The sequence below is a fragment of the Specibacter sp. BI4 genome (genome assembly GCF_056680095.1).
Genome location: NZ_CM155265.1, coordinates 1,175,735 through 1,188,384 on the forward strand (window position 1 = coordinate 1,175,735; position 12,650 = coordinate 1,188,384).

10 protein-coding genes are annotated in these 12,650 nt (G+C 64.8%); 4 read left to right on the forward strand and 6 right to left on the reverse strand.

From position 1 onward, the window contains the following. The first annotated feature begins 6 nt into the window (after positions 1 to 6). Complete coding sequence (gene mgrA, locus AC1L6K_RS05545) at positions 7 to 1,044, forward strand: L-glyceraldehyde 3-phosphate reductase (RefSeq protein ID WP_480951713.1); 1,038 nt, start codon at positions 7 to 9, stop codon at positions 1,042 to 1,044. Positions 1,045 to 1,265: 221 nt separating this feature from the next. Next, on the forward strand, positions 1,266 to 2,345 hold the full coding sequence (locus AC1L6K_RS05550) for an inositol-3-phosphate synthase (protein ID WP_480951714.1): 1,080 nt from the start codon (positions 1,266 to 1,268) through the stop codon (positions 2,343 to 2,345). Between the two features lie 129 nt (positions 2,346 to 2,474). Here AC1L6K_RS05550 and AC1L6K_RS05555 read toward each other — a convergent pair whose 3' ends face one another. The 6 genes from AC1L6K_RS05555 to AC1L6K_RS05580 form a co-directional block, all read right to left on the reverse strand. After that, the gene (locus AC1L6K_RS05555) at positions 2,475 to 3,425 is read right to left on the reverse strand and encodes a DUF559 domain-containing protein (protein WP_480951715.1); all 951 of its coding nucleotides are present in this window, start codon (positions 3,423 to 3,425) and stop codon (positions 2,475 to 2,477) included. A 175-nt stretch (positions 3,426 to 3,600) separates the two neighbouring features. Continuing rightward, positions 3,601 to 5,352 carry a glycoside hydrolase family 13 protein gene (locus AC1L6K_RS05560; protein WP_480951716.1) on the reverse strand — a complete coding sequence of 584 codons (1,752 nt, stop codon included), beginning with the start codon at positions 5,350 to 5,352 and terminating at the stop codon, positions 3,601 to 3,603. Then, positions 5,352 to 6,257: a carbohydrate ABC transporter permease gene (locus AC1L6K_RS05565; RefSeq protein ID WP_480951717.1), complete on the reverse strand. Its 906-nt coding sequence runs from the start codon at positions 6,255 to 6,257 to the stop codon at positions 5,352 to 5,354. Before AC1L6K_RS05565 ends, AC1L6K_RS05560 begins: the two co-directional genes overlap by 1 nt. Then, positions 6,257 to 7,198, reverse strand: a complete 942-nt coding sequence (locus tag AC1L6K_RS05570) for a carbohydrate ABC transporter permease (RefSeq protein ID WP_480951718.1) — start codon at positions 7,196 to 7,198, stop codon at positions 6,257 to 6,259. The genes AC1L6K_RS05565 and AC1L6K_RS05570 overlap by 1 nt, the downstream gene beginning before the upstream one ends. After that, complete coding sequence (locus tag AC1L6K_RS05575) at positions 7,195 to 8,502, reverse strand: ABC transporter substrate-binding protein (protein WP_480951719.1); 1,308 nt, start codon at positions 8,500 to 8,502, stop codon at positions 7,195 to 7,197. Before AC1L6K_RS05575 ends, AC1L6K_RS05570 begins: the two co-directional genes overlap by 4 nt. Before the next feature lie 9 nt (positions 8,503 to 8,511). Continuing rightward, a complete protein-coding gene (locus AC1L6K_RS05580; protein ID WP_480951720.1) occupies positions 8,512 to 10,656 on the reverse strand; it encodes an alpha-galactosidase in 2,145 nt (714 codons plus the stop codon). 116 nt (positions 10,657 to 10,772) lie between these two features. Here AC1L6K_RS05580 and AC1L6K_RS05585 point away from each other — a divergent pair, with 116 nt between their 5' ends. Together AC1L6K_RS05585 and AC1L6K_RS05590 are read left to right on the forward strand one after the other, a co-directional pair. Next, a complete protein-coding gene (locus AC1L6K_RS05585; protein WP_480951721.1) occupies positions 10,773 to 11,948 on the forward strand; it encodes an ROK family protein in 1,176 nt (391 codons plus the stop codon). 139 nt (positions 11,949 to 12,087) lie between these two features. Next, positions 12,088 to 12,639 carry a hypothetical protein gene (locus tag AC1L6K_RS05590; protein ID WP_480951722.1) on the forward strand — a complete coding sequence of 184 codons (552 nt, stop codon included), beginning with the start codon at positions 12,088 to 12,090 and terminating at the stop codon, positions 12,637 to 12,639. Positions 12,640 to 12,650 lie beyond the last annotated feature (11 nt).

Sequence of the window (12,650 nt, forward strand, 5' to 3'; positions counted from 1 at the left end):
AGTGGTATGACTTTTCACGCCGCGGAAAACCGCTATGAAACCATGCCCTACCGCAGAGTCGGCCGAAGCGGGCTGAAACTGCCCGCCATCTCGCTGGGTCTGTGGCACAACTTTGGGGACGACAAGCCGTTCGAGGTGCAGCGGGCCATCCTGCGCCGCGCCTTCGACCTGGGGGTCACCCACTTTGACCTGGCCAACAACTACGGCCCGCCGGATGGCACAGCGGAAACCAACTTTGGCCGGCACTACAAGGACGACTTCGCCGCCCACCGCAATGAACTGGTCATCTCCACCAAGGCCGGCTACTACATGTGGCCGGGCCCGTACGGCGAGTGGGGCTCACGCAAGAGCCTGCTCAACAGCCTCGATGACTCGCTCACCCGCATGGGCCTTGACTACGTGGACATTTTTTACAGCCACCGGCCCGACCCGGAAACACCGATGGAAGAGACCATGGGTGCGCTGGACCGTGCTGTCCGCTCAGGCAAGGCGCTGTATGCCGGCATCTCCTCCTACACGCCGGCCCAGACACTTGAGGCCGCCCGGATCCTGAAGGAAATGGGCACCCCGCTGCTCATTCACCAGCCCTCCTACTCCATGCTGAACCGCTGGACCGAAGACGGCGAACCGAACCTCTATGAGACGCTCGACGCCGTCGGAGCGGGTTCGATTGCCTTCTCACCCCTGGCGCAGGGCATGCTGACGGACCGCTACCTCAACGGTGTGCCGGCGGATTCCCGCGCAGCCAAGGAGCGCTTCCTGCACGAAAATGACCTCACCGAAGAAAAGATGGCCCGGGTGCGGGCCTTGAACGAGCTGGCCGCCGGCCGCGGGCAGTCGCTGGCGCAGATGGCCATCGCCTGGGTCCTGCGCGAACAGGCCAAGGGCAGCCCTGTCACCTCTGCACTGGTCGGCGCCTCAAGCGTGGCCCAGCTGGAAAACAACGTGGCAGCGATCAACAACCTGGACTTCAGCGCCGCTGAACTGCGCTCCATCGACGAGTACGCCGTCGAATCCGCCATCAACAAGTGGGCGCAAAAGTAACACGAAGTCATACTTGTGTGACAAAAAGACGGGACATACCTGCGCCGAGGGAACAAAATCGGCGCAGGGGGAGTTGACTAGAATGGTTAAGGGCGCCGTTGGGGCGTCAAGTCCGGTCAAACAGCCGTGCGTCGTGTCTTTATGGAATCCGTGAAGGCGTGCGTCGACCCATCACCGCAAAGTGAGAGCCGGACCAGTGTGAGTTTTTATGAAGGAGTTCCGTGTCCAATCATCCTATTCGGGTTGCCGTCGTAGGCGTGGGAAACTGTGCCTCATCTTTGGTGCAGGGTGTCGAATACTATCGAAATGCTGATCCAACCGTCAAGGTTCCGGGCCTGATGCACGTTAATTTCGGCCAATACCACGTCAACGACGTGCAGTTTGTTGCAGCTTTTGACGTCGACAGCAAGAAAGTCGGCTTGGATCTCTCCGACGCCATTGGCGCCAGCGAGAACAACACCCTCAAGTTTGCCGACGTACCGAACCTGAACGTTCCCGTGCTTCGCGGCACCACACTTGACGGACTTGGCAAGTACTACCGCGAGACGATCGTTGAATCCGATGTCGAGCCCGTTGACGTTGTTGCGACGCTGAAGGCCGCCAAGGTTGACGTCCTGGTTTGCTACCTGCCCGTCGGCTCCGACTCGGCGGCAAAGTTCTACGCCCAGTGCGCCATCGACGCCGGCGTGGGCTTCGTCAACGCCCTCCCCGTCTTCATCGCAGGCACCAAGGAGTGGGCCGACAAGTTCACGGCCGCCGGTGTGCCGATCGTGGGCGATGACATCAAGAGCCAGATCGGTGCCACCATCACGCACCGCGTCATGGCCAAGTTGTTTGAAGACCGCGGCGTGGTCCTGGACCGCACCTACCAGCTCAACGTTGGCGGCAACATGGACTTCAAGAACATGCTCGAGCGCGAGCGCCTGGAATCCAAGAAGATCTCCAAGACCCAGGCCGTCACCTCCAACACCTCAGCGGTGCTGACCGAGGACGACGTCCACATCGGGCCGTCCGACTACGTGGCCTGGCTTGACGACCGCAAGTGGGCCTTCGTCCGCCTCGAAGGCCGCAACTTCGGTGACGCTCCCGTTTCCCTGGAATACAAGCTCGAAGTATGGGATTCGCCCAACTCGGCAGGTGTCATCATCGACGCCATCCGCGCGGCAAAGATCGCCATGGACCGCGGCATTGGCGGCCCCATCCTCTCGGCCTCCAGTTATTTCATGAAGTCCCCGCCGGAGCAGTACGCGGATGACATCGCCCACGAAAAGGTTGAGGCCTTCATCCGCGGCGACATCTAGCCAACTCCCGACGCTCTCGCAGCAATGGTGTGTTTTTTCGGGACGCTATCGCAGCAATAGCTGAATAAGACAGAACGCTCTCTCAGTTGTGAGGGGGCGTTCTGTGTTTGCGGGAGGGCAGGCCAAGAATTAGTTTTCGGCGACGAATCCGGACGCGACGGCTGGGTCCACCCAAGCGTTCCGCAAGGCGTCCTTGATGCGGCGAGCGGCCTTGTCGAAACCGTCCGCAAGGTCATCTTGAGTGAACAGTAAAACGGTCCATCCGGCTGCTTCGAAAGCCTTGTCCCTCCGCCTGTCGCTGTGCTTTTGAACCTCGTCAAGATGATGGGTGCCGTCGTACTGCAGTGCAATGTACCGTACACGGTAACCGGCATCCGCTGACGGAGCCTTTGGCCCGTCCCAAAGTTTCAGTTGCAGGTCCGGCTCCGGCAGACCGGCGTCGAGCATGGCAAGGCGCAAGAGGGTTTCCGGTGCGGAGTCGGATCCGACCCGCATGAGCTCGAGGGCTTCACGGGCACGGACAATGCCCTGGAAGTTTCTGTGCCGATCCAACATTCCACGGAGCTGTTGGAGCGTGGCGTACGGCTTGCTGCGGTCCTCGAATTCCGGCCGCGGGATGCGAATGAGCTGGTCGCCCATGCACACCAAGTCTCGTAGCGGCAGAATCCTTGCCACATCCAGCCATGTGCGGGCCTTAGTGCTGATGAGCAACCCCTCGTCGGCCTCAACTTCGTCCGGGAAGAAGAGCATCTTGTGTGCAGTGATTCCCTGTCGCCGAACCTCGGGCGTGCGCCGGGGCTTGCTCAGATGCAGGTCATTGGAACCGTCGAGCCAAGGAGGAAGAATTAGCTGGTGCAGCCTTGCCGCCGTTGAATGCGATATCCACGCCCCCGGCGACGCTGCGCACAGGGCGCGGGCGGCTTCCCGCAGCTCGAAGTCCCAGTCGGACGGACGATACAGTCCGTAGCTGACACCTTCTACGCCCTTTCCGCGGAGCTGCTGACGCGAAATTCCACGTGCCTGTGCCTCGCCCAGCGTGAACGGGGTTGTTGGGATGCCGGACGCGTCGGGGGACTCCATGAGGACAGTCTGGCGCAAAAGCATCGGCCTTGCGCAAAGTTATCCACAGACTGCACGTCACCTCCGCGGCCGGGTGTGGAGCCCGTGCGCGGAGGTGCGACAGCGTCATGAAAAACCCAACCATTGCTGCGACAGCGTCATGAAAAACCCAACCATTGCTGCGACAGCGTCGGGGTTAGGGGGCGAGCCAGAGGGTTGTCTCGGCCCCGATTGTCCCCCCTGTAGCCGCTGCACCGGAGCTGAGGACCAGCTTGCCAAGGTCGACGCCGGATGGCAGCTTCGCCGGGGCGGCACCGAAGTTGGTGAGCACCTCCCAGCCGTTGGGGCGTCGGTAGTGCACCACTTCCGCTACAGGGGAAGCCAGCCATTCCAGCGACTCCTGCGACTGCAGCTCGCGCCGCAGCGCCAGGGCGGCACGGTACATTTCCAGTGTGGACCCGGCGGCCCCGTCCTGCGCGTCGGCCGCCAACGGACCAAACCATGCGGGTTGCGGCAGCCATGGCATGCCGCCAAAGCCAAAGTTGGCAGCGGCGGAAGCGGACCATGGAATCGGCACGCGGCAGCCGTCGCGGCCCTTGACAGTGTTGCCGGTGCGGAACCAGGTGGGGTCCTGCAGCGAATCCAAGGGGAGGTCGGCCACCTCAAACAGGCCCAGCTCCTCACCCTGGTACAGGTACGCGGAGCCCGGCAGGCCGAGCATGAACAGTGTCGCGGCCCGGGCGCGGCGCAGGCCGCGCGCCAAATCCAGTGCGGGCGACGCGCCGCCGGCCATCAGCCAGGCGTCCAGGTCCTTTTCCGTGCTGCCGTCGGGAAACGCATAGCGGGAGGCATGGCGGACAACGTCGTGGTTGGAAAACACCCAGGTGGAGGAGGCCCCGGAAGCGGCGGCTTCCGTGAGGCACTTTTCGGCGATGGAGCGGAACTCGGCGGCAGTGAAGGGTGCCTGGAGAAGGTCGAAGTTGAACGCCTGGCCAAGTTCCGTGGGGCGCGCGTACTTCAGCCGGCGCTCGGTGAACGGCACCCAGGCCTCGGCCACGGCGGTCTTGGGCGGGTTGTATTCATTGAGCACGGTGCGCCATCCGGCGAAGATCTCGTGGACGTCGTCGCGGTCAAAGAGCGGATCGGAGCCGTCGTCCACGAGGATCTCCAGTACCGTCTTGGAGCGCAGCGGCAGGGTCATGTCCTTGGCCAGCCCGTGCGCCACGTCGATGCGGAAGCCGTCGACGCCGCGGTCCGCCCAGAAGCGCAGCGTGTTGTGGAAATCCTCGCGCACCTCGGGGTGGTCCCAGTTGAAGTCGGGCTGCTCCCGGGCGAACAGGTGCAAATACCACTGGCCCAACCGGCCGGCGCGGGGACCGGCCGCCTCGACCACCCGCGTCCAGGCAGCCCCGCCAAAGTGGGAGGGCCAGTCGGAAGGCGGCAGGCCGCCGTCGTCCCCCAAACCATCCGGCAGGCCCTCGAGGAAGTGGTAGCGGGCGCGCTCCGGGGAACCCGGCGCAGAGGCGAGGGCGGCCTTGAACCACTCGTGCCTGTCGGAGGAGTGGTTGGGGACCACGTCCACGATGATCCGGATGCCCGCAGCGTGCGCGGCTGCAGCCATGGCATCGAAATCGGCCAGCGAGCCGAGCCGGGGATCGACGTCGCGGTAGTCGTCCACGTCGTAACCGCCATCGGCCAGGGCCGAGGGATAGAACGGGCTGAGCCAGATCGCGTCAATGCCCAGCGACGAGAGGTAGCCCATGCGCGACGTGACACCGGGGAGGTCGCCCATGCCGTCGCCGTTGGCGTCGGCGAAGCTGCGCGGGTAGATCTGGTAAACAGCAGCCTGGCGCCACCAATCGGCGTCGGGGTGCACGGGGGCGGCAGCGCCTGAAGCGGCAGGGCCGGGCGTGGCAGTGCCGGAAACGGGGGAAACTGTGGCAGTCATTACTTGATGGATCCTCTCATGACGCCGGAGATGACCCAGCGCTGGGCAAACAGGTAAACAAGGAGCAGCGGCGCCAATGCCATCAGGTACGAGGCGAAGGCGGTGGTGTAGTCGGTGTTGAACTGGCCCTGGAAGACGTACTGGACCAGGGGCAGCGTGCGGGTGTTGGGATCGGAGAGGATCACCAACGGCAGCAGAAAATCGTTCCAGGCCCACATGCAGGTAAGAATACCCACTGTTGCGTTCATCGGGGTCAGGATCGGAAAAATGACCTTCCGGAACGTGGTCCACACGCTCGCGCCGTCCATGATCGCGGCCTCCTCAAGTTCCGGCGGGATGGATTTGATGAACGCCGTGTACACAAACACGTTGAAGCTCAGCCCGTACACCGTGTACAGCAGGAACAGGCCGACGGGGTTGTCGAGCCCCAGCACCGCCATCTCCTTCGTCACGGGCAGCATGATGATGGGGAAAGGCACAAACAGGGCGGCGATGAAGAAGTAGTACAGCGCCTTGAAAAACGGCCGGTGCATGTTGCGGGCAATCGCGTACGCCACGAGCGAGTTCGTGATGAGCGTGAGCACCACCGCGCCCGCTGTCACGATCCCGGAGATGAGCAGCGCGTGCGGGAAGTTCGTCAGCTCCCACGCCTTGGCGAAGTTCTCCGGGTGGATGCTGGTGGGCAGTTCAAAGCCGGTGCCGCCAAGCTGGTCGGGCGACTTCAGCGCCGTGACAACCGTGAAATACAGCGGCACCAGGATGGTCAGGGACAACACCGCCACGAGGGCTGTGAGCGGAATGCTCACTGAGGAACGACGTCGTCGCTTGTGTTGGGTGCCGGGCCGGCCGCGGGTGCCGGGTCCGGTTGCGTCCCTCGGGCTGGGAATGGTTGTGGGTGCACTCATCAGATATCAACTTCCTTGCGTTGGAGGACGCGCATTTGCAGGAGGGACAGCACCACGATCACCACGAGGTAGACCACGGAGTTGGCCATCTGGTAGCCGTACTCGCCGCCCTGGAAGCCGCCGCGGTAGATGACCATGGCCACCGATTCGGTGGAGGTGCCGGGGCCGCCGTTGGTCAGTGCCACAATCTGGTCGAAGGCCTGCAGCAGGCCCTTGAGTGCCAGGACCATGTTGATGGTGAAGAAGCCCGAGATCAGCGGGAAGGTGATGGACCAGAACTGCTTCCAGGCGCTGGCACCGTCAAGGCTTGCCGCCTCGTACAGTTCCCCGGGCACGGTTTGCAGCCCGGCCAGGTAGATGATGACGCTGAAGGCGATGGACTGCCAGGCGGTGACGCCCACAATGCCCAGCCAGGCCAGGTCCGGGTTGGCCAGGATGGAGGTGGAGAGCCACTCGATGCCCAGCCATTGGCCCACGAGCGGCAGGTTGTTGGAGAGCAGGTAGTTGAAGACGTAGCCAACAATCAGCACGGAGAGGATGTTGGGGATGAAGAAGATGCCGCGGAACGACGTCTGGAACTTGATTTTGGCGTTGAGCAGGATGGCGATGAACAAGGCGCCGACGTTGACCACAATGGTGGTGGTGACGGCGAACAGGAACGTAAAGCCGTACGAGGACAGGATCCGGTCATCCTTGAACAGGTTGGCGTAGTTCTTCAGGCCGACAAAGTCCCATTCACCGTAGCCGGCGTAGTTGGTGAGGCTGAAGAACATCCCTGTAAGGGTGGGCAGGGTGTGCAGGATCAGGAACAGGATGAGTGCCGGGACGACCATCCAGTAAAACGTGCGGCTGGTCCGTGAGACCGTGCGCTTCTTCCTGGCTCCGGTGTTCAGCCCGGGCCTGGTCCTGTTGCGCTTGATGATGTTGGTCGCCATGGTCATTTACCTTCCTTGGTCAATGTTCGGGCGGCGAGCTTTTCAAATTCGTGGTCCATCCGGGTCAGGTACTCGTCCTGCTTGCCGTCGAGAATGAACTGCTGCAGGAGGGCGTCCAGGGGGATGCTGGGCGGGACGTGGTGGTCAAAGTAGCCGATGACGCGGCCGTCGTTGAAGAAGTCCTGGATGCCGGCCAGGGCGGGATCGTCGCTGGGTGCCCCGCCCGCCACGGGGATGAGTGCGGACTGCGCCTTGGCGTAGCTGTTGAGCACCTTGGGGGTCATCAGGTATTCGATGAACTTTTTGGCCTCTTCGGGGTGTTTGGTGTCCTTGCCAACGGCCAGCGCAACGTCCACGCCGGAGACCAGGACGTTCTTGGCGGGGTCATTCGAGGTGGGGTAGGGGAAGGAGGCCACCTTTGCATCAGGGTTCGACGCGCGGATGGCCGGGATGGCGAAGCTGCCCTGCAGGTACATGGCCGACTTTCCGGCACCAAAGGCGGCGTTGCCGTCGTCGTACCCTGCACTTTCGGCGCCCTTCTGGGCGTAGCTGAACAGCTTCTTCAGCTTTGTGGCGGCCTCGCCGCCGTCCTTTTCGAAACCGTATTCACCCGTGGCTGCTGTCCAGCCTGCCGAGCGGACATCGGCGAAGAAGTCCTCCGGCATGAGGTTTCCGGCCAGGTTCACATAGGAGGGCAGCACCGTCCAGCCGTCCTTGAGCGTCATGTAGAACGGGTTCACGCCGTTGGCCTGGAACGCATCTGCTGCGGCGATGAGCTCGTCCCAGGTCTGCGGGACCTCCACACCGTTGGCGGCAAAGATGTCCGGGTTGTACAGGATGCCGCTGGCGTTGTTGGCGAACGGCAGGCCGTTTGTTTCGCTGCCGCGGCAGGTGCCGAGCCCGTCCAGGATGTCCTGCACGGCCGGGATGGTGCGCTTGGCCGCCGGGTAGTCCGACAGGTCGGCAAATACGCAGGCCCCGGCCAGGTCGCCAAAGTTGCCGTTGCCGTTGAGCGTGAGCACATCGGGTGTCTTGTCCTTCACCAGCAGGGTGCGGATGGCCGTGTCGGGGTCCGGGACGGTGTTGATGACCACCCGGATGCCCGGGTTTTCCGCCTCAAAGTCCTTCACAATCTTCGTGAACTGGGCCACGGCCTCGGGCTTGAACTGGAAAAAGTCCAAGGTGACGCGGCCGTCGTCGTTCGGTGAACAGCCTGTCAGGGACAGCCCCAGGGCCAGCGCGGCGGCGGTGCCGGCGGCCAACAGGCTGCGGCGCCTGATGGGCGGGGGTGATTTTTGTTCGTGGTGCATGGGAACTCCTTAGTTGGCCTGATCAACAGTGATCAATACGGCTTGTTCGGGGAAGAGCACGGGGGACTGCAGTCCGGTGGCGGCGAGCAACCTGCCGGAGAGGATGGTTTCGGCGCCTGCCCAGTCAAGCGGCGACTGGCCATTGCCGACGTCGTCGTTCAGGGGCTCGGAGAGCCGGACCCGGTACAGCGTGTCCGGGGCCAGGCCCGGCAGCGTGATGCGCCCCGAGGGGTAGGTGGTGGAGGCTGTGCGCTGGGTGAGCGAGTACACGGCGCGGTGCCCGTCGCGGGCCACGACGCCGCGCACATCCAGTGCCGGGTCGGCCAGGTCCGCGTGGACGCTGGTCCCTGAGTGGAACAGCTCCCTGTTCGCCTTGTGGAACGCCACCCAGCCGGCCAGCTCCGCCGTGTCTGCCGCCGAGATGGCGGAGATGTCCCATTCGATGCCGAAGTGGCCGAAGATGGCGGTGCGGGCCATGAAGCCCAGGCTGTGCTGGCGGTGTGTGGAGTGCGACTTCGGCCCGCCAATGTGGGCGCCCATCAGTTCGTACGGGACGAGAAGGCCGGTGTTGGCCTGGTTGTCGAGGCGTTCGAGCGGGTCGATGCAGTCGCTGGTCCAGATCCTGTCCGTGTAGTCGAGGATGCCCAGGTCCACACGTGCCCCGCCGGAGGCGCAGCTTTCAATCTCCAGCTCTGGGTGGCGGGTCTTCAGCTCGGCGAGCAGCCGGTACAGGGCCAACGTCGATTCCCTGACTGCCGGAGTGCCGGTGCGCGGGTCCGCAGCGTCCAGCAGGTCGCGGTTGTGGTCCCACTTGATGTAGCTGATGGGGTATTCGGCCAAGATGGCGTCGAGGCGCCCCAGCAGGTAGTCAAAACAGTCGGGGTGGGCCAGGTTCAACACCTGCTGCTGGCGGGCGGACAGGGGCCAGCGGCCATCGGTGTGCAGGATCCAGTCGGGGTGGTTGCGGCCCAGCTCGCTGTCCGGGTTCACCATCTCCGGCTCAAACCACAGCCCGAACTCCATGCCGAGGCCGCGGACATGGTCGATGATCGGGCCGAGTCCGTCGGGCCACACCGAGGCGTCCACGAACCAGTCGCCCAGGCCCGCGGTGTCGTCGCGGCGGCCCAGGAACCAGCCGTCATCCAGGACAAACCGTTCGACGCCGACACTCGCGGCAGTATCGGCAAGAGTTTTCAGCGTGGCAAGGTCGTGGTCAAAGTACACCGCCTCCCAGGTGTTCAGCGTGACCGGACGCGGGCGGGCAGGGTGCTGCGGGCGGGCGCGCAGGTCCTCGTGGAACCGCGCCGAGAGCTGGTCGAGGCCGTTGCCCCAGGAACCCAGAGCCCACGGGGTGGTGTGGCTCGCACCGGGAGCCAGGACGACCTCGCCGGGCAGCAGCAGCTCCCCTGCTGCCAGGAAGTTCTCGCTCGTGATGGTGCGTTCGGCCGAGAGGCTGTGGTTGCCGCTCCAGGCCGTGTGCACGCCATGGACCAGGCCGCTTTGGAAGCCGAAGCTGTCCTGTCCCGCCAGCATGAGGAGCGTGGCGTCCGCGCCGGGACGGCCGCGGCGGCTTTCGCGCACATGGGCGCCCACTGTCAGCGGGCGGCGCTGCGCGGTGCGCTCCTTCAGGTGCCTGCCGGTGAGGTCCTGGACAGTGGTGGCGCCCGCCGGCAGCGGGAAGACGGCCGTGAGCCGGTGGAGCTGGTAGTCCGAGGTGCCGGTGTTGTCAAGGGTGTGGCGCTGTCGCAGGACGCCCGCCGCGGTGAGCTCCAGTTCGGTGACCAGGCGCAGTCCCCCTGCCTGGTCTTCGGCGGTGATGGTGAGGGCGGAATCGGTGGCGCCTGCCGCCGTCGTGATTAAGGCGCTGGCCCATCCTCCGGCGGCGCGCTGGCCAACGAGGGCGGGCGAGCCCTGCCAGCCAAACACTTCCTGGGGCAGGATGGCCAGGCGTGCGGGGATGTCGATGCCGCCGGAGACGCGCTGGGGGCGGGCCGCGGTGGCCAGGGATGCCAGTTCGGCGGGGGAAAGTGTGCCGGTGGCCGGGCCCCAATGAATGATGGCGGGGGTGCCTGCCGTGGTCAGGTCGACGATGACCGAGGTGCCGCCGCGGTGCAGCTGGACGTGTGCGGGGAATGAAGGGGATGCTGAGCTCATTGAATAGTTTTACCGCAAAAGTAATTAGCGTGTCAAGGGTCACGTGTTGGCACGATTATCGCCGAATTGGGGGATGTTGAACTGGAATTATCTTTGAACTGCAATAAAGTAGTGTCATGAACACCGTCCATCCACTGTCTGCCGTGCACGCCGGGCAGCCCCGGAATACCGCTGCGCTCGCAGATTCGGCGCTGGACCTGGCCCGCCTCGTCCTGGTCCGCGGCCCCATTTCACGTGGCGAGCTGGCCAGGGAAATGAAGCTCAGCGTCGCCAGCCTGACCCGGTTGGGCAAGCCGCTGCTGGATTCCGGCCTGCTGCTTGAAGGTGATCAGCTTGCCGACGGTGCCGTGGGGCGGCCTGTCAGGCTGCTGGATGTGAACAGCGGCAGCGCCCACTTTGTCGGCGTCAAGGTGACAGGGGACCTGCTGCAGGCCGTGCTGACGGATTTGCGTGCGACAGTCCTGGCTGAGGCGTCGCTGCCGCTGGCAGACACCTCGGTGGCGGCCGTGGTGGACGGAATTGCCTCGCTGGCCGGGGATCTCAGCGCCGGGGCCGGTGTGGTGCTGACGGGCATTGGCGTGTCGCTGGGCGGCCAGGTCCGTCCCGACGGGGTGGTCCACCGGGCGCCGTTCCTGGCCTGGAGTGAGGTGCCGCTGGGTGCGCTGCTGGCCGCGCGGCTTGCGCTGCCGGTGGTTGTGGACAATGACGTCACCGCCTTGGTTGCGGCCGAGCAGTGGTTTGGTGTGGGCCGCAATGTTGCTGATTTTGCCGTGATTACGATGGGGGCGGGCGTGGGCTACGGGCTGGCCATGCGCAACCATGTGATCCGCACGGCAGACACGGGTCTCGGCCTGGGCGGGCACTTCCCGTTGGATCCGAATGGCCCGTTGTGCATGGAGGGCCACCGGGGTTGTTCCACCGCCATGCTGTCCATCCCCAGCATTTGCGCCCAGATTTCGGCGGCCCTGGGTGGACCGGTTTCCTTTGACCGCGCGCTCGAGCTGGCGGCGGGCGGCAACCGCGTGGCCGGGGCCGTCTTTGCTGCTGCCGGGACATCGCTGGGGAAATTGATTGCCGCAGCGGCAAACCTGACCATGGTCAACACGGTTGTGCTGGGAGGCGAAGGCGTGGCCTTGTTCGGAGCCACGGAGGCAACGGTGCAGGCCGCCCTGGCTGCTGACAGGGACCCCGAGGCAGAGGCCGTCACGCTGCGCGTGGCCTCCTCAGACTTCACCGAATGGGCCCGCGGCGCTGCGGCAGTGGCCATTCAGGCACAGGCCTTCGTGGTCTGACCCGGCACCCCTCTTCATCTGCGGTGCAGAAGCGTTTGGGAAAACACAACCGTTGCTGCAGGAGCGTCTGGGTGGGTGGGTTGGACATCTTGGCCACCGGGGCTGTTGCTCAGCCCCAGGTGCTGCGAAACTGGTGGACATGAAGGCACATTTCCGTTTCGTCGTGGCCGCCCTGCTTGTCCCGCTGCTGGCACTGGCCGCCTGCGCGCAGCAGCCCGGCCCCACAAGCCCGACCGACTCAGTGCCCGGCTCCCAACAGCCAAGTGCCGCGACCACGGCGCCGGGACAGCCGGCCCCGACGGCGACGGGCGCGGCGCCCGCGGCGGGCATCATCGACCTGTCGATCACGCTCACGGAGTCGCCCGGGGCCGAACCACACCAGTTCCGGCTGGTTGCGGACGCCCCGGAGCCTGCCGCCGCGCCGACGCTGACCGAATCCAGCCTGCCCGACCCGGCGGCCGCGCTCGCAGCCGTCGAAAGCCACGGCGAAAAAATGTTCTTCCCCGTCCCGGATCCAAAGCGCATCTGCACCCAGCAATACGGCGGCCCGGAGATCGCGGTGGTGACCGGCTGGTTCAAGGGCAAGAAAGTCAACGCCACCTTCAAGCGGACCGACGGCTGCGAAATTGCTCGGTGGCGGGCCATGGCCCCGCTGTTTGGCGCGCTGGCCGGCGGCACCGGCGACGTCTAGCGCCCCGCCCC

Excerpts from the sequence above, each read along its gene's own strand:
- AC1L6K_RS05570 (WP_480951718.1), bottom strand. The coding sequence starts at position 7,198 with ATGACCATGGCGACCAACATCATCAAGCGCAACAGGACCAGGCCCGGG.
- AC1L6K_RS05590 (WP_480951722.1), top strand. The coding sequence starts at position 12,088 with ATGAAGGCACATTTCCGTTTCGTCGTGGCCGCCCTGCTTGTCCCGCTG.
- AC1L6K_RS05585 (WP_480951721.1), top strand. The coding sequence starts at position 10,773 with ATGAACACCGTCCATCCACTGTCTGCCGTGCACGCCGGGCAGCCCCGG.
- AC1L6K_RS05580 (WP_480951720.1), bottom strand. The coding sequence starts at position 10,656 with ATGAGCTCAGCATCCCCTTCATTCCCCGCACACGTCCAGCTGCACCGC.
- AC1L6K_RS05565 (WP_480951717.1), bottom strand. The coding sequence starts at position 6,257 with ATGAGTGCACCCACAACCATTCCCAGCCCGAGGGACGCAACCGGACCC.
- AC1L6K_RS05575 (WP_480951719.1), bottom strand. The coding sequence starts at position 8,502 with ATGCACCACGAACAAAAATCACCCCCGCCCATCAGGCGCCGCAGCCTG.
- mgrA (WP_480951713.1), top strand. The coding sequence starts at position 7 with ATGACTTTTCACGCCGCGGAAAACCGCTATGAAACCATGCCCTACCGC.
- AC1L6K_RS05560 (WP_480951716.1), bottom strand. The coding sequence starts at position 5,352 with ATGACTGCCACAGTTTCCCCCGTTTCCGGCACTGCCACGCCCGGCCCT.
- AC1L6K_RS05555 (WP_480951715.1), bottom strand. The coding sequence starts at position 3,425 with ATGGAGTCCCCCGACGCGTCCGGCATCCCAACAACCCCGTTCACGCTG.